The sequence below is a fragment of the Pedobacter sp. ISL-64 genome (genome assembly GCF_018613605.1).
Taxonomy (GTDB): domain Bacteria; phylum Bacteroidota; class Bacteroidia; order Sphingobacteriales; family Sphingobacteriaceae; genus Pedobacter.
Genome location: NZ_JAGGPU010000005.1, coordinates 291,853 through 314,439 on the forward strand (window position 1 = coordinate 291,853; position 22,587 = coordinate 314,439).

Annotated in this window: 22 protein-coding genes; 12 read left to right on the forward strand and 10 right to left on the reverse strand. The window is 38.7% G+C overall.

What is annotated here, in order from left to right:
* The first annotated feature begins 244 nt into the window (after positions 1–244).
* The 11 genes from J7E57_RS07500 to J7E57_RS07550 all read left to right on the forward strand — a co-directional run bounded on the left by J7E57_RS07500 (position 245) and on the right by J7E57_RS07550 (position 8,813).
* Entirely contained in the window at positions 245–1,360 is a 1,116-nt protein-coding gene (locus tag J7E57_RS07500) for an XdhC family protein (RefSeq protein ID WP_215126636.1), read from the forward strand.
* Between the two features lie 3 nt (positions 1,361–1,363).
* Positions 1,364–1,954 (forward strand): NTP transferase domain-containing protein, encoded by a 591-nt coding sequence (locus J7E57_RS07505; protein ID WP_215126638.1) that lies wholly within the window; start codon positions 1,364–1,366, stop codon positions 1,952–1,954.
* Positions 1,951–2,931, forward strand: a complete 981-nt coding sequence (gene moaA / locus J7E57_RS07510; RefSeq protein WP_215126639.1) for a GTP 3',8-cyclase MoaA — start codon at positions 1,951–1,953, stop codon at positions 2,929–2,931. Before J7E57_RS07505 ends, moaA begins: the two co-directional genes overlap by 4 nt.
* A gap of 7 nt (positions 2,932–2,938) precedes the next feature.
* The gene (gene glp, locus J7E57_RS07515; RefSeq protein ID WP_215126641.1) at positions 2,939–4,117 is read left to right on the forward strand and encodes a gephyrin-like molybdotransferase Glp; all 1,179 of its coding nucleotides are present in this window, start codon (positions 2,939–2,941) and stop codon (positions 4,115–4,117) included.
* A 3-nt stretch (positions 4,118–4,120) separates the two neighbouring features.
* Positions 4,121–4,861 (forward strand): sulfite exporter TauE/SafE family protein, encoded by a 741-nt coding sequence (locus J7E57_RS07520; RefSeq protein WP_215126643.1) that lies wholly within the window; start codon positions 4,121–4,123, stop codon positions 4,859–4,861.
* Position 4,862: 1 nt separating this feature from the next.
* Positions 4,863–5,360 (forward strand): molybdopterin-binding protein, encoded by a 498-nt coding sequence (locus tag J7E57_RS07525; protein ID WP_215126645.1) that lies wholly within the window; start codon positions 4,863–4,865, stop codon positions 5,358–5,360.
* A 141-nt stretch (positions 5,361–5,501) separates the two neighbouring features.
* On the forward strand, positions 5,502–5,735 hold the full coding sequence (locus J7E57_RS07530; RefSeq protein WP_215126648.1) for a MoaD/ThiS family protein: 234 nt from the start codon (positions 5,502–5,504) through the stop codon (positions 5,733–5,735).
* Between the two features lie 5 nt (positions 5,736–5,740).
* Entirely contained in the window at positions 5,741–6,847 is a 1,107-nt protein-coding gene (locus tag J7E57_RS07535; protein ID WP_215126650.1) for a HesA/MoeB/ThiF family protein, read from the forward strand.
* A gap of 1 nt (position 6,848) precedes the next feature.
* On the forward strand, positions 6,849–7,292 hold the full coding sequence (locus tag J7E57_RS07540; RefSeq protein ID WP_215126652.1) for a molybdenum cofactor biosynthesis protein MoaE: 444 nt from the start codon (positions 6,849–6,851) through the stop codon (positions 7,290–7,292).
* Position 7,293: 1 nt separating this feature from the next.
* Positions 7,294–8,202, forward strand: coding sequence for a bifunctional molybdenum cofactor biosynthesis protein MoaC/MoaB (gene moaCB / locus J7E57_RS07545; protein WP_215126653.1), 909 nt, complete (start codon positions 7,294–7,296; stop codon positions 8,200–8,202).
* Positions 8,203–8,471: 269 nt separating this feature from the next.
* On the forward strand, positions 8,472–8,813 hold the full coding sequence (locus J7E57_RS07550; RefSeq protein ID WP_215126655.1) for a hypothetical protein: 342 nt from the start codon (positions 8,472–8,474) through the stop codon (positions 8,811–8,813).
* 1 nt (position 8,814) lies between these two features.
* Here J7E57_RS07550 and J7E57_RS07555 read toward each other — a convergent pair whose 3' ends face one another.
* The 8 genes from J7E57_RS07555 to J7E57_RS07590 all read right to left on the reverse strand — a co-directional run bounded on the left by J7E57_RS07555 (position 8,815) and on the right by J7E57_RS07590 (position 18,787).
* The gene (locus tag J7E57_RS07555; RefSeq protein WP_215126657.1) at positions 8,815–9,486 is read right to left on the reverse strand and encodes a hypothetical protein; all 672 of its coding nucleotides are present in this window, start codon (positions 9,484–9,486) and stop codon (positions 8,815–8,817) included.
* 245 nt (positions 9,487–9,731) lie between these two features.
* Positions 9,732–9,920, reverse strand: coding sequence for a cold-shock protein (locus J7E57_RS07560; protein ID WP_090503206.1), 189 nt, complete (start codon positions 9,918–9,920; stop codon positions 9,732–9,734).
* A gap of 164 nt (positions 9,921–10,084) precedes the next feature.
* Entirely contained in the window at positions 10,085–10,375 is a 291-nt protein-coding gene (locus tag J7E57_RS07565) for a hypothetical protein (RefSeq protein ID WP_215126659.1), read from the reverse strand.
* A 266-nt stretch (positions 10,376–10,641) separates the two neighbouring features.
* The gene (locus J7E57_RS07570; protein ID WP_215126661.1) at positions 10,642–13,065 is read right to left on the reverse strand and encodes a DUF4982 domain-containing protein; all 2,424 of its coding nucleotides are present in this window, start codon (positions 13,063–13,065) and stop codon (positions 10,642–10,644) included.
* Positions 13,066–13,434: 369 nt separating this feature from the next.
* Entirely contained in the window at positions 13,435–14,325 is an 891-nt protein-coding gene (locus tag J7E57_RS07575; RefSeq protein WP_215126663.1) for an SMP-30/gluconolactonase/LRE family protein, read from the reverse strand.
* Between the two features lie 109 nt (positions 14,326–14,434).
* Positions 14,435–16,234 (reverse strand): ABC transporter ATP-binding protein, encoded by a 1,800-nt coding sequence (locus tag J7E57_RS07580; RefSeq protein ID WP_251029842.1) that lies wholly within the window; start codon positions 16,232–16,234, stop codon positions 14,435–14,437.
* Positions 16,179–17,915: an ABC transporter ATP-binding protein gene (locus J7E57_RS07585; protein WP_215126667.1), complete on the reverse strand. Its 1,737-nt coding sequence runs from the start codon at positions 17,913–17,915 to the stop codon at positions 16,179–16,181. The genes J7E57_RS07580 and J7E57_RS07585 overlap by 56 nt, the downstream gene beginning before the upstream one ends.
* Positions 17,916–18,184: 269 nt before the next feature.
* Positions 18,185–18,787 carry an LURP-one-related/scramblase family protein gene (locus tag J7E57_RS07590; protein WP_057933366.1) on the reverse strand — a complete coding sequence of 201 codons (603 nt, stop codon included), beginning with the start codon at positions 18,785–18,787 and terminating at the stop codon, positions 18,185–18,187.
* 310 nt (positions 18,788–19,097) lie between these two features.
* On the opposite strand from J7E57_RS07590, the gene J7E57_RS07595 reads away from it, so the two are divergent.
* Positions 19,098–19,943 (forward strand): S1 RNA-binding domain-containing protein, encoded by an 846-nt coding sequence (locus J7E57_RS07595; RefSeq protein ID WP_116250690.1) that lies wholly within the window; start codon positions 19,098–19,100, stop codon positions 19,941–19,943.
* A gap of 95 nt (positions 19,944–20,038) precedes the next feature.
* Here the strand turns inward: J7E57_RS07595 and J7E57_RS07600 are convergent, their stop codons facing one another.
* On the reverse strand, positions 20,039–20,710 hold the full coding sequence (locus J7E57_RS07600; protein WP_215126669.1) for an MCP four helix bundle domain-containing protein: 672 nt from the start codon (positions 20,708–20,710) through the stop codon (positions 20,039–20,041).
* 112 nt (positions 20,711–20,822) lie between these two features.
* Positions 20,823–22,256: an ATP-dependent RecD-like DNA helicase gene (locus J7E57_RS07605; RefSeq protein ID WP_215126671.1), complete on the reverse strand. Its 1,434-nt coding sequence runs from the start codon at positions 22,254–22,256 to the stop codon at positions 20,823–20,825.
* Positions 22,257–22,587 lie beyond the last annotated feature (331 nt).

The window sequence follows — 22,587 nt, forward strand, 5'->3', positions numbered from 1 at the left end:
TCGACAAGCTCAACGTGACAAATTCGAATGGAATTAAAAATATGATACAGCCTGTGAATCTCATTCCTAATTCGATCGAATAAGTATTTTATTTATAATTAAATTTACTTAATCAGTCAGGTTATAACATCTGACTGCACAAATATTAACAGGAATTGCTTCATTAAAGCATATCTTACATCTTTCTTTTGACCATTTGTAATAGATTATCATTAAATTGCATCCTCTATTGCATCAATCCCTAATGAAAGAAATTACCGATATCATAAAGGCATATCAAAAAGCAACGAAGGAAAAGAAAAAAACAGCCCTTGCTACGGTAGTTAAGGTAGAGGGGTCTTCTTACCGCAGACCTGGTGCAAGGATGCTGATTACTGAAGATGGCCAGTTAACAGGTGCCATTAGTGGTGGTTGTTTAGAAGGCGATGCCTTGCGAAAAGCACTTTCGGCAATTGTACAGCAAGAAAACAAGCTGATTACTTACGATACCACCGACGAAGAAGATGCCAAATTTGGTGTTCAGCTGGGCTGCAATGGTATTGTACATATTTTGTTCGAACCCATTATAGAATCGGATGGCTTAAATCCCATCGCTATTTTAACCGCTTTGCAAAGCAAAAGAGAGCACGCGGTATTGGCAACACTTTTTTCCCTAACAGATAAGATGCAGTTGGGTACAAGTATGCTTTTTAGAAATGAACCTGGTTTTTCTAAAATCCCAAAATCAATCAGTGATGAAGCAATTAAAGATATCCAGAAAGTTTCTGAAAATAAAACTACAACATTTAAAGTTTATGAGTTCGACAGTAAACAACTTGATGCCTTTCTGGAGTTTATCCAACCCCCAATTTCATTAATTATAGCAGGCGCAGGCAATGATGCACAGCCTCTGGCCGAAATGGCTTACCTTTTAGGCTGGGAAGTAACCGTAATAGATGGACGACCTACACATGCCACGCCTCAACGTTTTGCAAACGCAACCAGGATTTTAGTAAGCAAACCTGAAAGTGTGTTAGCTCAAATTCAGATAGATGAGCAGACAGCTTTTGTACTGATGACCCATAATTACAATTACGATCTCGAACTACTTAAATATCTATTGGGCACAAACGCTCCATATATTGGTACACTAGGGCCAAAGAAAAAGCTGGTCAGGATGTTAGATGAACTGGATTTGACAACACCAGAGAATGAAACGCGCGTACATGGCCCGATTGGTTTAGATATTGGTGCAGAAACAGCAGAAGAAATTGCCATTTCTATCCTCGCCGAGATTAAATCTGTTTTTACAGGTGCTTCGGCCATGTTTTTAAAAGAGAAGAAAAAACCGATCCATGTTTACGAATTAAAAAACAATTAAGCATTGAAAACGGGCATTATCATATTGGCAGCTGGCAGTTCTTCTCGTTTGGGAAGACCAAAACAGCTTTTGGATTACAAAGGGAAAACGCTCTTGCAAACCGTAATAAATGAAGCTTTAGAAACAAGTTGCAGACCCGTTGTCGCTGTTTTAGGTTCAAATGCTAAAGAAATAGCCGCCCAGCACCAGAATGATCAGGTCAGCATCGTTATTAATGAAAGTTGGGAAAATGGAATGGCATCGAGCATTGTAGCCGGGCTTTCAACCATGATCAGAAATAATAGCGAAATTGAAAGTATCATTATTGCTGTAGCCGACCAGGCTTTTATAAAAATGATTAACTTTAATAACTTAATCGAAAAGCAGAAAGAAACAGGTAAAAATATAATTGCCAGTACATATGTTGAAACGATAGGAACTCCTGCCCTCTTCAAAAAAGATTACTTTGAAGCACTTTTATCGCTCACAGGAGCAGAAGGAGCAAAAAAGATACTCAAACAATATCCTCAGGATGTAGAAACAGTTGTTTTCGAACATGGAGAAATTGATATTGATACAGAAACAGATTATAACAATTTAATTAGCCAGCAATGATAGCAGATTCTTTTGGAAGAATACACGATTACCTGCGGATATCACTTACCGATAACTGCAATTTTCGCTGCTTTTATTGCATGCCCGAAGAGGAATACGACTTCACCCCTGCCTCCCGGCTAATGCAAACCGACGAAATTATTAAGCTGGCAGAAATTTTTGTGGCCAATGGCGTAAAAAAAATCAGGCTTACAGGTGGTGAACCCTTGGTAAGAAAAGATGCAGCCCAAATTATTGCCACATTGGGCAAACTTCCGGTCGAGCTCGTCATTACCACAAACGGAACCCGCATTGCCGAAATGTTACCTGTATTAAAAGAAGCAGGTATTAAAACCATTAATATTAGTCTGGATACATTACAACCTGAGAAGTTCTTTATGATTACCCGAAGGGATGTTTTCCATCAGGTACGTAGTAATATCGAACTGCTTTTGCAGCATAAAATCAAGGTAAAAGTAAATATGGTGGTGATGAAAGGGCTTAACGACAATGAGATCTGCGATTTCATCAGCTGGACCAAACACAATCCCATCCAGATCCGATTTATTGAGTTTATGCCCTTTAGCGGCAACAAATGGACGAGCAATAAGATGTTTTCTTTAGATGAAATCCTATCCGTGGTTGAAAAAGATTTCACCATATTACCTGTTAAAGGAGAACCGCATGATACGGCTAAAAGTTTCATGATTCCTGGTCATGAAGGTTCGTTTGCCATAATTAGCACCATGACCAATCCTTTTTGCGATACCTGTAACCGCATGCGCTTAACTGCAGATGGCAAACTAAAAAACTGCCTTTTTTCGTATAGTGAAACCGATCTGCTTACGGCATTGCGGAAAAATGAAGATGTGCTTCCACTAATCCAATCAGCCATTTGGAGCAAAAAGAAAGCATTAGGCGGGCAATTGGTAAGCGATTTCGAAAAAATTGATGCCACTACCATTCAAAACAGAAGTATGATTACCATTGGAGGATAAAATTTTCATGATTAGCGTTAAAGAAGCAAAAGACCTCATTTCTCAATACATCATAACACTCAACCCCATTTCAATCGATTTGGCAAAGGCATCAGGACACATTCTTGCAGCTGATGTTTATGCTAAATACGATATTCCTGCATTTAGTCAATCATCCATGGATGGTTATGCCATCAAATTCGAAGATCACGAACAAGAACTCTCCTTAATTGGCGAAATGGCCGCAGGAACGGCAACCACCATTACCATACGAAGCGGTGAAACCAGCAGGATATTTACAGGTGCGCCTTTGCCAGAAGGTGCCGATACTGTGGTGATGCAAGAAAAAATCACACGCACAGATGGGAAAATCACCTTGCAGGATTCTAATTTAAAGCTTGGCTTAAACGTACGGGATAAAGGTTCAGAAATTATGGCCGGAGCATTGGCGATGAAAAAAGGGAGCCTGCTAAGCCCTGCCGCTATTGGCTTTCTGGCCGGAATTGGTATTAACAAAGTTAGCGTTTATCCCATGCCAAAGATTTCGATCATTGTAACAGGGAAAGAATTACAACAACCAGGAAAAACACTCGAATTTGGACAGGTGTACGAATCGAATTCCTATTCGCTTTCTGCAGCTTTAAAATATGAAGGCATTGAACAAATTGCCGTTTACGAAGCTGATGATGATCTCGAGATCCTAAAAAAAGTATTACAAACTGCAACAGCAAGCAGCGATGTTGTGCTGCTAACCGGAGGTGTAAGTGTAGGCGATTATGATTTTGTAATCGAAGCCGCTGCACATTGTGGCATCAAACAGATTTTTCATAAGGTAAAGCAGAAACCTGGCAAACCTTTGTTTTTTGGCACAAAAGATCAAAAATTAATATTCGGACTTCCGGGTAACCCATCGTCTGTACTCAGCTGCTACTATAATTATGTATTGCCGTCAATTAAAGCCCTATCTCATAAAAGTAATAGCGTAATTGAAGTTCAGGCAAAACTTACCCATTCTTATTCCAAAGCTGCAGGGCTTACACATTTCCTGAAGGGCAAGTATGAAAATGGGCTGGTTACTCCGCTTAGTGCGCAGGAATCTTACCGATTAAGCTCCTTTGCACAAGCCAATTGCCTGATCTGCCTTGATGAAACACAAGAATACTTTAAAGAAAACGACATCCTAACCGTAATGATTTTGCCAAACTAAACCATGCAAGAAAGTTTTATCCTTTTTTACTGTTTACTTTTTATAGTTGCCTTTTTATACGCCTCTGTTGGGCATGGTGGCGCAAGCGGTTACCTCGCATTAATGGCCATTTTCGCCATTTCACCGGCTATTATGAAACCTACAGCACTATTGCTCAATTTGTTTGTTTCTTCTACTTCATTTATCCAATTTTACCGTGGTGGTCATTTTAAATGGAAAACCTTTTGGCCTTTTGCGCTTGCCTCTATCCCGCTCTCTTTTGTTGGCGGTATGATGGTCATCGAAAGTTCCATTTATAAAAAGATTTTGGGCGTGCTGTTACTCATTCCCGTAATCCGTTTTTTCTTTTTTAAAAATACCGATCCAAAAGATTTCAAACCATCAAATATTCCACTATCGCTTGCCATTGGCGGTATTATCGGCTTACTTTCGGGCATGATCGGTATCGGTGGGGGGATTATCCTTTCTCCTATCTTATTGCTTTTAAAGTGGACGGATCAAAAACAGACCGCGGCAATCAGTGCAGCATTCATCTTTGTTAATTCGGTTGCTGGTTTAGGTGGCCAACTGATTAAAGGCTTTGAATTTAACAGCCATATGCTCGCTTATGTTGGCGTAGCTTTCGTCGGTGGCATTTGTGGCGCTTATTTTGGCGCTTTAAAATTCCCGCAAACTGTTTTAAAAAATGTGCTGGCCTGTGTATTGGCGCTGGCCGCCTATAAATTACTATTTACACATGCGTAATATGAAATTCCTTATCATCGGCTTATTATTTTTAAGTTTTGCTGTAAATGCACAGGAGAGCAAACAATTTGTAATCGAAGGAAAGGTTAAAGCTCCATTAACAGTTACTTTAGACAATTTAAGTGCTTATAAATCCGTTAGTTTGGATAGTATGACAATTTTTAACCACTTGATGCAGCGTAAAAGCAGTATGAAAAACATTAAGGGTGTACTTTTGAAAGATATTTTGGTCAAGGTAGAAATAGATGCTGCCTCACCAAAAACATTAAGTGAATATTATCTGGTTTTTACTGCAACCGATAATTATAAAGTGGTGTACTCGTGGAATGAAATCTTTAATTCGCCTACTGGAAATCAAATGCTGGTTTTAACAGGTTACGATTCCAATCCTGCAAAGGCTGAAAAGGGAAATATCGCCATTATTACGCCAAGCGATTTCGCAACAGGAAGAAGATTTATAAAAGGATTGAGTAAAATCAGCATCTTAAAGGTAAATTAGCAGCATGAAACCATCATGAGCAAACACTTACAAACGGTAATAAACCGAGCCTGCGAGCGCTTGAACACAAAAATCAAATAGAAACTTGTGAAAAATATGCTCATGATAGCTTCATCACCGATAAAAAACAAAAATATACAGATGAAAATCGAATTGATCAGTTTTGGCAAGATTTCCGAGTTTATCAACAATCAAAATATTGAGGTTGATGGCATTGCTGATACCGATGCTTTTAAACAGTATTTAGAAAATCAGTTTCCTCCTTTAAAAAGCATGAAATATAAACTTGCCTTGAACAAAAATATCGTTCAGGAAAATACCGAAATTACCAACAATTCTACAATAGCCATTATGCCACCTTTTTCTGGGGGATAAACGATATGAGTGCAGAGCGATACAACAGGCAGATTATCCTTAAAGGATTTGGAGAGGAGGCACAACAGCTGCTTTTAAGGGCAAAAGTGCTTGTAATTGGTGCTGGTGGCTTGGGTTGTCCTGCATTGCAATACCTCGCTGCTGCCGGCATTGGCCATATTGGCATTGTTGATGACGATACCATTTCATTATCCAATTTACATAGACAGATTCTTTTTACTACGGCTGATATTGGAAAGCTGAAAGTAGAGGTTGCAGCAAAGCGCTTGCAGGAGATGAATACCCAGATCGGGATTATACGTCATCCCATCCGTTTACAGAAAAATAACATCCTCGATATTCTATCCAGATACGATTATATATTGGATGGTACAGACAATTTCGAATCTAGGTACCTCATCAACGATGCCTGTGCGCTATTGAACAAACCGCTTATATTTGCTGCAGTTTCAGGTTTTGAGGGTCAGTTGGCCATATTTAACACCCCTGATCATTTAACGCCCAGCACCAATTACCGCGATCTTTTCCCCATTCCACCCAACAAAGGAGAAGTAGCCAATTGTGCCGAAAATGGCGTTTTAGGTGTATTGCCAGGCATATTGGGTACTATGGCAGCCGCAGAAACCATTAAACTGATTGCCAAAATCGGGCAGCCGCTCACCAATAAAATTTTAAGTTACAACTTACTTACACAAGAACAATATACCATCAACATCAGTCATGGAGGCGGTTATATCCTACCCAAAACTGTTGATGAATTTTTAAATATGGATTATCAGGATACGAGCGAAGGACCGCAGGGATATATAGAAATTGATGCCAGTGAACTGGTTAAACTTCAGCAGTTAGAATCTACAATTTTAATCGATGTACGCGAAAGACACGAAGTACCCATATTGGATAAGCAGATCTTTACGCAGGTACCAATGTCAGAGTTTGGCGTCTTTATGAGCAAAGAATTTTACCAAAAACATGTAGTTCTGATTTGCCAGCACGGCATAAGAAGTGTAGCCGCAGCAGAGGCGATGCAGGAAAAATATGGCGATGCCAAAAAAATATACAGTTTAAAAGGTGGTATTGTAAAATGGAGAGATCATTTTCTCAAACCTTAACATGAGCGAAAAAAAGATAAAAAACATATTTGTAGATGGCCCAATCGAACCCGCTTTTATAGCCGACAGTATTGCCAAACACAACAGCCAAACAGCTATAGGTGGTCATAGTATTTTTATGGGTCAGGTGAGAAAAGATGAAATTGAAGGCAAATTTGTTGCAGCGATAGATTATACTGCATACGAAGACCTTGCCCTCGAAAAAATGCATCAGATCAGGGAAGATATTTTCGAAAAATACCCTTTAAACTGTATGCACATTTATCATAGCTTAGGCAGGATTAAAGCGGGTGAGATCTGCCTGTTCGTTTTTACTTCATCGGCACATCGTAAACCTGCAATGGCGGCCTGTAATGAAGTGGTAGACCGGTTAAAAGCAGAATTACCGATATGGGGAAAAGAAATATTCGAAGACGAAACCCACCAGTGGAAAGAAAATATTTAATATGGTAAACATCACAAAAAAATCCAACACCTTAAGGATTGCCATTGCAACCGCCACTGTAAAGGTATCGAAGCAAGAAACCATTGATGCTGTTGAACAGCGTAAAATTCCCAAAGGCGATGTATTTGAATTTGCCCGTGCAGCGGGTTTATTCGGCGTAAAAAAAACCAGTGATGTAATTCCCGATTGTCACCCGCTTCCAATTGAATACACGGCCATTACCTACGAAATTGTGGGTTTAACCATCATGATTACAGTTGAAGTACATACCATTTACAAAACAGGTGTAGAAGTTGAAGCCATGCATGGTGCTTCGGTTACGGCTTTAACCATGTACGATATGTTAAAACCGATTGATAAAGGTGTTGAAATAGAAAACATCAGGTTATTAAAAAAATCTGGAGGAAAATCTGATCTTAAAAATGCCAAATTCCCTGAACTAAAAGCTGCAGTTGTAGTTTGTTCAGACTCTGTTTTCGAAAACAAAGCACAGGATAGCTCTGGCAAAGCGATTATTTCGAGATTAGCCCAATGGGACATCAATGCCGGGAAGTATGAAATCGTACCCGACGAGATCAATATCATTCGGGATAAAGCCAGCGAATTAAGCAAAGGTGGCTACCATTTAATCATTTTTACCGGGGGAACTGGCCTTTCACCCCGAGATGTAACTCCAGAGGCCGTTGCTCCTTTAATTGACCGCAATGTCGATGGGATTATGGAAACTGCGAGACGTTACGGACAGGAACGCATGCCTTATGCCATGCTTTCACGCGGTGTAGCGGGTTTTATCGGAGAAACATTGGTGCTTACCTTCCCTGGTTCAAAAAGTGGTGTAGAAGAAAGCATGGACGCCCTATTCCCTCAGGTTTTGCATTTATTTAAGGTAATTAAAGGCGAGAAACATTAGTTAGGATAAATCGTCAAGGTAGTTTGTACACCACCGACTTTAGGATTAGTCAAATCTTTCGCTGTGTCAGTCTGAGCCTGTCGAAGACCTTTAATTTTTGTCAAATCAAAAAACGATTATCCTTCGACAAGCTCGGGATGATATCTCTTTTTTAACACATACGCCACGTACGACTTTCAAAACAAAAACGTTTATCTACTTCAACAAATATTAAATCTAAACAACAAAAATCTCTTTTGTGATAAAAAATTAAGTCCTATTTTTGCGGCATGTCGTCTAAATATAAGATTTTATACTTTTTCCAAAATTCTGATACTGCTATTATAGAAATTCAGCGTCTTGGTCTGCCCGACAATGCAGATGCAGAAGCGACCTATCACTGGCTTTACTTTGATAAAATTACAGGCTCATTGATTAAATTATGGTTCAGATCGATGGATTCTTCTACCGAAATTGAAGAACGTTATTTTGAGCAGGGTTATCTTAAATTTAATAAAACAGAGGCTACATATATTGAAAAGCACAATTCTTCACAACAAAAACTCAATAATATGGGCAATAGAGCTATTGGGGATGAAATAAGTGCTTTAGTTGAAAATTATCTGAAATAATTTAAGCCATCTCTGGCAGCTCTGATTCTAAACCAACTTTACTTAAAGGATAACGAGAGGCATGAAAATCCTGAAGCGACTGACAAAAGCCAGGATACCATTTTTGTTTTTGCATACTTTCTAAAAGTTGTGCACAGGCGAGTACATCGGCATCAGCCTGATGCAGTGCATGGGCAACAAAATTAACCACATCCCAAATGCCTTCCATCATAAAAAACCGAAAGGTAGACAGGATTGCTGACCATTGTACTTTTTTAGCCTGTAGCAAAAAGAACCGTGAAACAGGACTACATAAACGCTTAAAGGCCATATAATCCTCTTCAGCACCTTCTAAGTTTAAAAGGCCATCCCTATAAGGAAGATTTACAATTTCTGCAGCAATTTTATCACGACCATGAAAGTAAACACTTCCTGCACAGATGGAAGATATTGATATTAGGGATAAATGATCGTAGATTTCGGGATGCATTTTCAACTTTCCATTACGCACAAATACCAGTCCGCCCTTTTTAGCTGCACCAGCTTGTGTATTTATAACAGATAAACTTAAGAGCTCAAATTCGCTAGCAAAATTAAGTGCTGTTACAAATTGTGCCGCAGCCATAAAAGCACTCCGATCTAGCGGTTTGTTGTTTATAACAGGTTCCTGAATTGAAAAAATAGAAAGTTGCAAAAATATTTAATTGTTTGGTTCCGGCCGAGTATATCGACAGCGGCAAAAATAAAAATCCAATCCAGAAAACAACTATATAACACGTGCCTAAAGCTGGCTAGAAAGGTAATCAACTAGAAATGAGAAGGAAATTTTTTTAACCTTTTTGTTCAGTAAATTACATCTTCCATTTCGATGTCAAAATAGAAAAATCAGGCAAAAAAAAAGCAGGACTAAATCCTGCTCAAAATCTTTTTGGGGAAGAATTAAACAACTCTTACTTTCACTGCATTAAGGCCTTTTTTGCCTTCTTGAACTTCGTATTCAACTGTATCATTCTCTCTGATTTCGTCAATCAGGCCTGATGCATGCACAAAAATCTCAGATCCGTTTTCTTCTTTAATAAAGCCAAAGCCTTTTTCTGAGTTAAAAAATTTTACTGTTCCGTTTTTCATTATACTAGATGTTTTTAAATTAAAAACCAAAAATAGGATTAAAACCCAAAAACCAAAATTACTGGCAAACAAAATTGCTAATTATGCACAAAAAGATTTACAACTGTAAAGATTAATGCTACCATTTTACAGTCTAAGGTATTAACCACGAATGTTTACGAGCGTTAAAAAGATTTTCCTTGCGTAATGGAAGAATACCAATTAATTGGGTGCGACCTTAAGTTCATGCCATCACTTTCAATATGATACAAGATAATAGGCATACTGAAATCGACAAAACGCTCTACCTGTTTGGAAAGTTTACCGAGAAAATCCATACTCGATATGCCTTCCTTTAAATGAACGTAAATTACACTGCCTGTTTTAAACTCAAAGCGTTCTACCACTCCTGGCCATTCTGCTTTTATCCTGGTGAGGAAAGCTTTGATTTTGGTTTCTTCTTTTAGATTTTCCATAAGCTTATCAGGTTTTTTAATATATGCTAATTTAAAAAATTATTCCAAATAAGATTAATTGTAACAGGACCTATACAATTATTATAGATGTAATTACTGTTGATGCTAAATGCAATGAAGAATCTTTAATTAATTGCTAAATTCTCCCCCCTTTATTGTCATTCCCGCGCAGGCGGGAATCCTAATGCCGCTTACCAACCAAACACCTTGTTAAAGCATTAAGATTCCCAGTCGAGCTGGGAATGACGCCACCAATTAACTCCTGATTAATTAGCCGAAACAATTTCTATATTTCCATTTTCTAGTCCTTTACCTTTAACCATCAACCCTATTGTCCCACCTTTTTTATCAGACTGTACAACCACCACCAGTTTTCCACTGAATAATTTCATGGTTGGTTTTACAAACGATTCCAAAGAAGTAGCATCGCCATTACAAACCGCTTTAAATGTCCCCGCTCCTTTTACTTCAAAGTTTAAAGCATTGGTGGCTGTTGGACAAGGTATACCGTTTTGGTCAACTACCGATACGGTTACAAAAGACAGATCTTTTCCGTCGGCCGTAATCTCTTTTCTATCTGGTGTTAACACAATTTTATAAGGTTTACCTGCTGTAGTTACCTTTTCTTCGGCTACAGGTTTTCCATTGCTGTCAAAAGCTACAACTTTTAAAGTTCCTGGTTCGTATTTTACATCCATCCACATCAACCTGTATCGGTTCTGTGGCGTTGATTTATCTTTTTTACGTACACCCAAACTTTTACCATTCAAGAAAAGTTCGGCACTATCATAACTGGTGTATACAAAAACTGGTGTAGTTTGACCTTCTCTTCCTTCCCAGTTCCAATGTGGCAGTAAATGTAAGGTTGGCGCAGCTTTATTCCAACGGCTTCTATACAGATAAAAACGGTCTTTGGGTAAACCTGCCAGATCAGAAATCCCAAAATAAGAACTTCTTGATGGCCAACTGCTATCATAAGGGGTTGGTTCGCCGAGGTAATCGAAACCTGTCCAAACAAATTCTCCGATTACCCATGGCTTATCGTCCTGCATCACAAAGTCATCGTCAGGCACATTAGACCAGCTACAATATTCAAGATCATAAGAAGAAGACTGAAAATCAGGATATTGTTTATCAAATCCTTTTACAACCGGAAATTTATATATCCCCCGGGAGCTTACCGTTGATGCTGTTTCAGATCCCAAAATAAAGCCCTGCGGAAAAACCTTATTGGCTTCTTCGTAAAGATGTACCCGATAATTTAAGCCTGGAATATCCATTAATGCACCAAAACCCGATTGCATGGTTGCTTTCACCTGATCCATCCCTACGGTAACAGGGCGTGTAGGATCTTCGCGGTGGAAAATTTCCTGAAGCCATTTAGCCCTTTTAACACCTTCGGAACCAAACTGATCGGGTACTTCGTTTCCTGAGCTCCACATCACAATACAAGGGTGATTTTTATTGGCCTGTACCAGATTTACAATATCCTTTTCGGCATCGGTATTAAAATATAAATGGTAACCATTTTCTACCTTGGCCTTTGCCCACTCATCGAAACTTTCGGCAAGAAACATGAATCCCATTTCATCGCATAACTCCAATTGCTCGGGTGATGGCATGTTGTGCGAGCTTCTGATGGCATCGCAGCCCATTTCTTTCAAAATCGTTAATTGTCTTCTTAATGCAGCGGTATTAATAGCAGCGCCAAGCGGACCAAGATCGTGGTGCAGGCAAACGCCCTTAAATTTTCTTACCTGGCCGTTCAGGCTAAATCCTATTCCTGCACTAAAATTGATCGTTCTTATCCCAAATCTTGTTTTCACTACATCTTTCAATACCCCACCTTCATATACGCTCGATACCGAAGTATATAAATAAGGCCTTTCGGGGCTCCAAAGTTTGGGATTGCTAATTTCTATATTTTGATCGGTTTCATTTCCAAAGATTGATTTCGCTGTATCAATTGCCACCTGCTTACCTAAGCTATCTAAAATCTGCGTAACCAAACGAACACCTTTACCTGTTAATTTGGTTTTGATATTCACTTTGGCAAATTCTTTCTTTACTATTGGGGTCGTTACTGTGATTCCCCATTGTTCGATGCTTTTTTCATCTTTGATAATTAAATGCACATTTCGGTATAAACCTGCTCCCGGGTACCAACGAGAAGATTTCGGCATATTTTTAAGATGAATAGCCAATAAATTACCGGTCGTTTTTAAGTCGTTAGTGATGTCGATATAAAAGTAATTGTAACCATAATTCCATTGTCCAACCTGTTTCCCGTTCAGGTACACACGAGGTTCGCTCATGGCACCATCTATCTGAAGCAGCACTTTCTGGTTTGGTTTAAGCGCTGGGAAATTCAGTTTTTTTCGGTACCAGCCTTCTCCAATATAAGGTAAGGCTCCTGTTCTGCCCGTTTTTTCAGCAGCCTTGCTTTCGCCGTTCTGAGTGATGGCGGTTACCTGTTTGTCTATTTCCTTATCAAAAGGTCCACTAATGGCCCAATCGTGCGGAACAGAAATAGTTTCCCAACGGGTATCATTAAAAGTAACTTCGGCAGCATTCGGGAAATTTCCTTTTGAAAATTTCCAGCCTTCATCTAACAGGATTTCGGTTCTTTGGGCAGCAGCATTTAAATAAAAAATACCCACTAAAAAAAGTGGTAATAATATTTTTTTCATCAGAGATTATTTAGAATAAATTCGACAGCAATATAACTTCTTTTTAAGTTAACACCATATCAAATTATTCCCAGCTTTTAGTTGTTTTAAATTGATTGCAGCTTTGCAGAACTAAGTAAAGATGCCGAAGTAGAATATCAGCAATATTTTTGTATTGTCATTTTCAGAACAAGACAATTAAAGTAAAAAAGCCCTTCAATCCTGAGAGGGCTTTTTCATAGTCGTCTATCCCTATAAGTAGGAAGCTCAAAACTAATTAATGCCTTTAATATTTTTAGGGGTTGAATAAACTGAACAGAAAAAATTTTCATGTTAATTCATTCTTAGTTTTTTTGGCTTTACATGTCCTTAAATGGCTATAACGAACAATTACTCCACTCCCTTCGCATTCGTTGGAATAACGTACAACGATTTTGAAGCCGTAATAAAAAGCATGTTTTTGTCTTTTCCACCAAAACAAATGTTACCACACCACTCTTCGGGTATATCAATATGGCCGATTTTTTCGCCAGTAGGCTTGTAAATATTTACTCCTTTTCCGGTAACATAAATATTTCCATTACTGTCTAAAGTCATTCCATCAGAATGCTGATTAAGGAAAAGTTGCCTATCCGCTAACCTCGCATCGGCACCAATACTATAACGATAAGTTTTATTGGCGCTCATATCGGCCACATACAAAAATTTACCATCCGGAGTACCTACAATACCGTTAGGCTTGACGATATCATCCGTCACGATAATGGCTTCCTTTTTTCCTTTCGGAAGATAATATACCTTTTGACCTTGAATCTCAGGTGATTTCCTGGTCCAGTAATCGCGCTGATAATAAGGGTCAGTAAAATAAATGCCTCCTTTAGCATCCAACCAGATATCGTTTGGTCCGTTTACCTTTTTGCCTTCATAATCGCTGAAGAGCACTTTTATCTTTTTGTTTTTATCGATAGACCAGATCTGATTATTCTCGTCGGCACAAACAATCAGGTTACCTTTTTTATCGAAATAAGTACCGTTTGCCCTTCCCGATTTGTCCATATACAGGCTCAGTTTGCCATCAATACCGTATTTCCAGATTTTATCATTAGGCTGATCAGTAAAAAACACGTTTCCCTGTTTATCAACTGATGCACCTTCTGTAAACTTAAACTGTGAAGAAATCAACTCTAAACTATCCTGAACAAAAAGATTTTGCCCTTCGCTTTGCGCAAAAGATATGGTGCTTAAGGCTGAAAGCGCCAAAAAGAAGAAATATTTTTTCATTTGTATTTTTTTTTAAAAAACCTATCAGGTTTAATTCGTAGTTCATATTGTTTTTAACAGCCTCATTGAGGGCTGCGCCGTTTAAAAACCTGATAGGTTTATAGCGATATTAACTTACCCGTTTCCCTTTCAGCAACATGTTTAATGCATCATTCAACGTTCCGGCTTTTTGCACTTCGCCTTCATTTACAAAATAAATTTCGTCGGCGTTTTCGATGGTGTTTAAACGGTGTGCAATAATAACAAGCGTGGTTTCTTTCGACAGTTTATTTAAAATGCTGCTCAAAAGCTGTTCGGTTATGGTATCGATGTTGGCTGTAGCTTCATCAAGAATTAACAGTTCAGGATTTCTTAGCACCGCACGCATAAAGGCAATCAACTGTTTCTGACCCAAACTTATACTGTCCGATCCCGAAGTAATCTGTGTATTCAACCCTTCATCAAATATGGCTAAAAGTGCGTTTAAGTTGGCTTCCTCAATTATTTTCTCCAGCTGCGCATCACTTACATCCTTATATTGACCGTTGCCGTACAGAATATTTTCTTTTACAGTTCCTGTAAATAAAAATGGTTCCTGTAAAATGAACCCGATTTTTTGTGTTCTTTCCTCAGCAGAAAATGAACGGATATCTTTACCATTTAATAAAACCGTTCCTTTTGTAGCATCGTACAAACGCGAAATTAAAGAAGCAGTAGTGGTTTTCCCCCCTCCGGTTGGACCAATCAAAGCATAAGTTTTTCCTTTTTCGAATCTCAGGTTAATGTTATGGAGGATTTCTTTACTGTCATCATAAGAGAAATGTACGTTTTTAAACTCCAACAAAGCATCAGATGTGATATTTTCGTCAACTTTAATCTGTTTTAGGTCACTCTCCAACGATAAGATCTGCGATATCCTGTCCCAACTGGCCATAGCCACCTGAAAACTTGTCCAAAGGGCAGCCAATTGCCTTAACGGGTTATAAAAATTGGTGGTATAAGCAATATAACTCACCAACAAACCCAATGTAAATTTGCCGGTAGAAATCAGGTAAATACCGAATAATAAGGTGATCAGCTGTGCAATACTCGATAACAAGCCGTAAACGGGCACAAAAATATTATTGGCCAAACCCGCACCTATAGCTGTTTTATAGTTTTCGGTATTGGCTTCATTAAAACGTTTCCTAAAATAATCCCTACGGTTAAATGCAATAATCACTTTAAAGTTGTTCAGGCTTTCCTGTATTTCGGCACTCATTCCGCCAACACTTTTTAAGTTTTTGGCATTTTTTACTTTTACCCAGGGTGATAAAGCCATCGTAAAAAGAACGATCACCACCGCAGGCGAAAGTGTTGCGGCGCCTAGTTCTAAATTAATCGAAAGCAAGAAAATACCGGCACCGATCATGGTTACAATACTGCCTATAAACTGCATTAACGACTGTGAGAAAAACTGGTTCAGCTTATCTGTATCATTATTTACCCTCGAAATCAGATCGCCAGCTTTGTTCTGATTAAAAAATGAAACGGGTAACTCCTGCAGTTTATTAAAAATGGCATTACGTAAAGTGTATAACATTCGCTGGCCTACTCCGCCCATCAACCTGGTTTGGGTGTAACCGGTAACCATGGCAATCATATACATCACTAACAGTATACCACCAAAAATAAGCACACCATGAAACTGTTTGGTGCGGATATAGGTATCAACCGTGTGGCCTACCAATAATGGCCCCAAAAGCAACAGACCTGAGTTAACCAAAATGGCAATCAGCGCCAGCCAAAGGTTCTTACGTTCAGCCGAGATCAGTTTTAGCAGGCTTTTCAGCGCCTTTAAAGTAGATTGCTTTTCCTGCCCGGTGTTAAGCTGGTTAAGATTGTAGTTCATAATTACTGGTGCTCTGTTGTGAATTGTAAATCTGAACATATTCGGGACTGCTTTTCAGCAGTTCCTGATGGGTTCCTTCTGCAATGATTTCGCCCTGCATCAGCAAGATCACTTTATCGTAGTGTTCAACAGAAGCTATTTTTTGTGTAATGGAAAGTAAAGTTAAACCAGGATAATTTTGTTGGATGTTCTCCAAAATTCTTTTCTCCGTATTGGTATCAACACGGGCTGTAAAATCATCAAGCAATAAGATCTTCGGATTCACCGCTAAAGCCCTGGCCAGCATAATTCGTTGTTTTTGTCCACCCGAAAGGCTGTTTCCACGTTCTGAAACGATAGTATTCAATTGATCAGGCAAGGCATCCACAAAATCTTTTAGTTCGGCAGTAGCTATGGCTTTGGCTAGCGATTCGTCTGTAACGGTATCGCTAAAGGCAATATTTTCCCTGATGCTCATGTTGAACATAATGCTGTCCTGAAATACGAAGCCAACCTGTTGGTGAAAATTCTCTTGGTTATACTTTTTAATTTCTTCGTTATCGAACAGCACCGCACCAGAATCGGCTTCAATAAGACCTGTTAAAATATAAAGTAATTGTGTTTTACCCGCAGCCGTAGGGCCAATAATAGCGGTTTTAGAACCTGCTTTAGCTGAAAATGAAACCGATTTTAAAACTGGTTTTTGTCCGAAACTCAAATTAAGGTCTTTCGCTTCTAGTTCCCCTCGTAATTGTGTGCTTAGCGTGCCTGGATGTTTGATCTCAGCGGCATTCAGCACACTTTCTATCCTTTGGTAAGATGCCGTAGCCTGTGCAATTACATTGCTCATAAAACCGATTACTAAAATGGGAAATATAATGAGTGTGAGGTAACTGCTAAAAGCGGTAAATTCTCCCAGGGTCATCGAATTGGTAATTACAAAGTGACCACCCAGTACCAAAATGCACAAACCGGATAAATTGGCCGTAAAAACAATAACAGGAATCAGCGCTGCAAACATTCGGAGGATCGATATCCCTAAATCTCTCGCTTTGGCATTCGCATCTATAAATTTATTGTATTCTAAAGCTTGTGAATTAATTACCCGGATTAAAGCCGAGCCTAAAATACTTTCGCTGATTACTTTGTTCAGCCAATCGATCACTTCTCTGCTCTTTTTAAAAAGCACTTTTACCTTGCTTAACACGTAGAAAAATGCCCCACCGATTATCGGCACAATAGCAATCACACAAAGTGCCAGTTTCCAGTTAATCATCAGGAGCAGAATACTTGCCCCAACAATTAAAAATATAGACGAGCAGATAGAAACAATAGCCTGTGAAACAAACATTTTAATCGAATCGGCATCAGCCGTAAGATTGGTCAGCAGTTTTGAGGGATTAGCCTGAATAATGTAGGCATGGCTCTGTCGCGAAATCTGATCAGATAACCTTGTTCTTAAATCTCTTGCCACACGTTCAGAAGCATAGGTTTGTACAATACTCTGCAGATAAGTAAAGATAAAAACCAGTACAATAGCCAGTGAAAACTGAAGAAGAATGGACTGAAGGTTGAAAGTTTTGTTGGTATAAGAATCGATACCATTGGCAATAATCTTTGGTAAGAGTAAGTTGATACCGTTACTGAGCAACGCAAACAGGATCAGCATAAAAATCAAGCCTCTGTAGTTTCCAAGTAAACTGAAAATACTCGGCTTTTTGGCTTCTTTGGTTTTTTCCATATCAATGAAGATACCTTAAATTGTAGGATTCAAATTTAGCCGAATTAATTGATATCGTTTGTAAGAAAGTTATAGAAGAAGAAGAAAGCTAAAAAATAAAAAGAGGCTGAATCATAATTATAGACTTGTCATCCTGAGCTTGTCGAAGGACTTATTTAAATACTTCTTAAGGTGTTTCGACAAGCTCAACATGACATAATCTATAGGAGAAATTGCTTTTATGATACAGGCTCCTATTTAATATTTAACCGTTTATGTCAATTAACCACCTATTTACTCTCTTTCAAAACCATATCGATGGTAATGGCAGTGGCTACAATTGCAACTTTCTGATTGCTTTCTGCATAACTTGGATCGATAGACACATTGTATTTATCGGCCGTGGTGAAAACTTCTTTTAAAGCACCAGCCCACTTTTTGTTTATTTTGCCCATTTCAGCACCTGCATTATTGGTGATGCTAAAGTTCCAGGCTTTCCAATCGCCAGAGATTTTTGCGATCTCCTCGCCCGATGTTGGGCTCGAAATGGTAAAAGTTGGCTTGAAGAATTTAAATTTTTGTTTTATAATCCCAACTTCAACACCAAGCGGATCAGTCACAATAATTTTCGACATCCAGAAGGTCCATCCTCTTGTAATGGTGGCCTGCAACTGGTCGTTGGTATCTGTAATTTCTAATTTAAAAGGCATCATTCGCTTATCAACCAATAAGGTTAAAGCTTTTTGCCAGCCAGAAATACGCTGCTTAATAATCCCGATCTGAGCACCCTGATCGTTGTACACTTTGTACTCGTTCGCAAACTTTAAAAAGTTTACTTTCTCATCAATAAAATATTCGTCGCTTAAAAAAAATGGAGGAATCTGTTTGTTCATATTGTAGTTTTAATATTAGATAAGTTGCTAAAATATATATTTTCATTGACTATCCTTAATTTTCTAATACAGCGTTAATTACTATAAGAGTCGTCACCCTGAATTTATTTCAGGGTCTTTATTACAAAAAAAATGCTGAAATAATTCAGCATGACGTAACGATTAGAAATAGCTTATTTAGTTATATCCCAGCTTTAATTCTTAACAAAACATTAGGACATCTTTCAACTTCATTTAAAACCGATTTGCAACGAAACATTGCTACCTTTGCAGCAAAAGCCATTGAAGAAAATGGTTAAACCCAAAACACATGATTGAAATAGGAAAATACAACGAGTTAAGGATTTTAAGCAAAACAGAAGCTGGATTAAACTTAACCGATGGCGATAAACTGGTCATCCTGCCTTACCAATACGTTCCGAATGGCGTAGAAATTGGCGATAACATTACCGTTTTTGTTTTTGTACAAAAAGATGGCCGCTTAACCGGAACTACCCAGAAAGCATATGCCGAAGTGGGCGATTTTGCTTTTTTGAAAGTGGTTTCTGATGGTGATGATGGCGTTTTTATGGATCTTGGTATCGATAAAGATGTGTATGTACCAGATCGCGAGCAAAAAAGGCCAATGCAAAAAGGCTATAAATATGTGGTTTACCTGTATTTAGACGAAAGTAACGACCGCTTATTGGCTTCTTCTAAACTGTATGATTTTGTTGAAGAAGATGGCTTCGATTTTGAAGAGGGCGACGAAGTAAGCTTATTGATTACCGAAGAAACCGATCTTGGTTTTAACGCCATTATCAACAATACTTATATCGGTTTGCTTTATAATAACGAGGTTTTTGATAATATCCAACCGGGCGAAATGCGCAAAGGCTGGATCAAAAAAATCCGAGTGGAGGGTAAGATCGATTTAACCCTACAGCCAAGTGGTTACGGCCATATTCTCGATTCGAAAGAGATGATGTTAAAAGAGCTAAAAAAGAGTGGTGGTGTAATTGAACTGGGCGATAAAAGTTCTCCTGAAGATATTTATCACCGTTTCCAGATCAGTAAAAGCGCCTTCAAAAAAACCATTGGTTCACTATATAAGGAGCGTTTGATCGTACTTTCTGACGATTCGATCAGATTGATTACAGACGACGAAGCAGAATAATTTATTTCATAAAAATCATTAAGATTGGTCGCCATTCCCAACTTGATTGGGAATGGCGACCAATCATGAATTAACCAGTAAAACTTACTATAAGTCTAATTCAAATTAAACTTCTCGCTCTGAATTTTCACTGCATTCGAGGCCGAAACAATAGCCACGATCATAATTCCAATTACGATGGCCAGAATAACCTGCAAGGTAGAATATACCTTCGTTCCCGAAACGAAGATCTTTGAGCCTTTAATCAGATCATTACCCACTTTAGATTGTATTTTAATCAAGGCCGAAAGCTTAGCCAGTGTTTCATCAACAGCATTTTTTCCCATCGACTCATAAATTATTCTTCCTTCAGTACCTGCCATGTTTATTATTTTCGCCTCCACTCCCTGTTGAACAGTTAATGCTTTTTTAAGATCGTTTAAAAAATTTTTCTCCTGCTTTACCAATAAAGTAAGTTCATATTTATTGATTATCGAATCTATTTTACGGTTATGTTTATTCATTTTCACTATACCGATTGAAGGCTGAACAGCACCGTCCCCGAATAATGTTTCCTGGATAATCTTATTTTTATGGTACAGGTTTTCGGCAATAAAATATAAATCTGTAGCGGGAACAAGTCTGTCGTTGTACATTGAAATGAAAGATTCGTTAATCTTCTCTACACTTTTATCTTCCAAAAAACGGATCAACAAGGTGCAGCACATGATGCAGAAAAGCAGAAAAGCTATTTTTAGCTTGTTTTTAAGACTAAAGGCAAATTTCATATTATAAATTGGTTAGTATCTAAACTTCACTTGCTTTGACCGTCACCCTGAATTCATTTCAGGGTCTTGTAGCAGGAAAGATGCTGAAATAAATTCAGCATGACGATAGCTACTAAAAGTAATCCTCCTGCGCTGTCTTCGCGAAAAGCTGAGGCGCAAAATTGACTAAATATAACTCTTTTTTTGCCCGCGTTACAGCAGTGTATAACCAGCGGAGAAAATCGAGATCAATCATTTCTTCTGTAAGATAACCCTGATCCGCAAAAACAGCATCCCATTGTCCGCCCTGTGCTTTGTGACAGGTTACCGCATAAGCAAACTTAATTTGCAGGGCGTTGTAAAAAGGATCTGCCTTAATGGCCAACATCCGTTGCCGTTTATTGGCAATATGTTCATAATCTTCATTGAGCCCGTCAAAAAGCTTTTTATTCTGCTCATAAGGTAGATTGGCACTTTCTAAATTGAGCGTATCCAACATTACTTTGCAGCTAATCTGCCCCGCAGCGGGGAAATCCATAAACTCTAAAGTGGCATCGGCAAAACGGAATCCATAACGTTCTTCTTCTCCCCTCACGCGAATCACCTTTGCCATGTCGCCATTGGCAATAAAAGCAGTATCCTCGTTCTCTGGTAGCCAGAAATAATTGTTCCGCACCACCATAATCTGATCGCCTCCCGTTAACTCTTCCTCGCGATACAACAACCTGGCTCTAATCTGCTGGTTATACACATTGGCCGATTTATTGGAACGGCAAACCACCAGGGTATTTTCCATGCCGAATTTACGGTAAGCATATTCCAGTCCTTCAACCAAACGCGCCCCGGGCATATTGTAAATATCGGTATAACTTTTAGTCAGGAATTTAGGCATCGGATTTTCAGGATTTTTAGCAATCTGATTTCTCAACATCGTGGCATTGGCCAAAATACCCGATTTCTTCCCTTGCCTAACCACTTCCTTTAACTCAACAGACGACACGGTTAATGCAAATTTATCTTTGAGGTACTGTTCGTTCAATGCCGGGCTATCTAAACTCCCCACAGGAGGTAACTGGGCCGTATCGCCCACAAAAAGCAAAAAGCAATTTTTGGTATTGTACACAAACTCCAACAGATCTCTTAATATTGAAGAGCCTGTTTCATTAAATTCATCGGCAATCATCGAGGCCTCGTCGATAATAAACAACGTATTTTCCGAGAGGTTAGGTGCCAATTGAAACTGCATTTCGGGCGATGCCGCCGAGCGCTTGCGGTAAATGCGTTTATGTATGGTTAATGCTTTTCGGTATGAATACTGGCTCATTACTTTCGCTGCCCTTCCCGTTGGCGCAAGCAGTTCACTACGCAGGTTAAATTGTTTCAAAACCTTCACCAAAGCCGCTACAGAGGTGGTCTTACCTGTACCAGCATAACCTTTAAGCACAAAACAGCGGTACTCGTCGTCCTGTTGCAAAAACACCGACATCCGCTCGCAAAAAAGCAATTGCTCCTTGGTTGGTGTATGTTCGTATGCTGAAGCTATAAGCTGACTTTTATTTGTTAACATGTATTGTTAAATGGTTCTATTGTCGAATTGTTTTTAGAAAACATTCCTGTTTTTATTTGAAAAGCCACTGCAGTACTAATCAGTTCCGGCAGTCCGTCTTTCCGCTATATCCCCGATGAAACCTGTAAATAATTAAAATGACATTTAAATCGGGGGATGCCGCTTCAATACGGTTTAGAAGGCAAAGTTAATGCACTTTTTTATGTTAGTTCTAGAAAAAATGAATAAACGCCATAATTTTCCACCCAACAAGCCCTTACCATTGAATCTTCGTTTTACTTTAATCCGGCCTAACAAATTTTTGGGGCTGCACTAAATAAGCCTAAGTAGA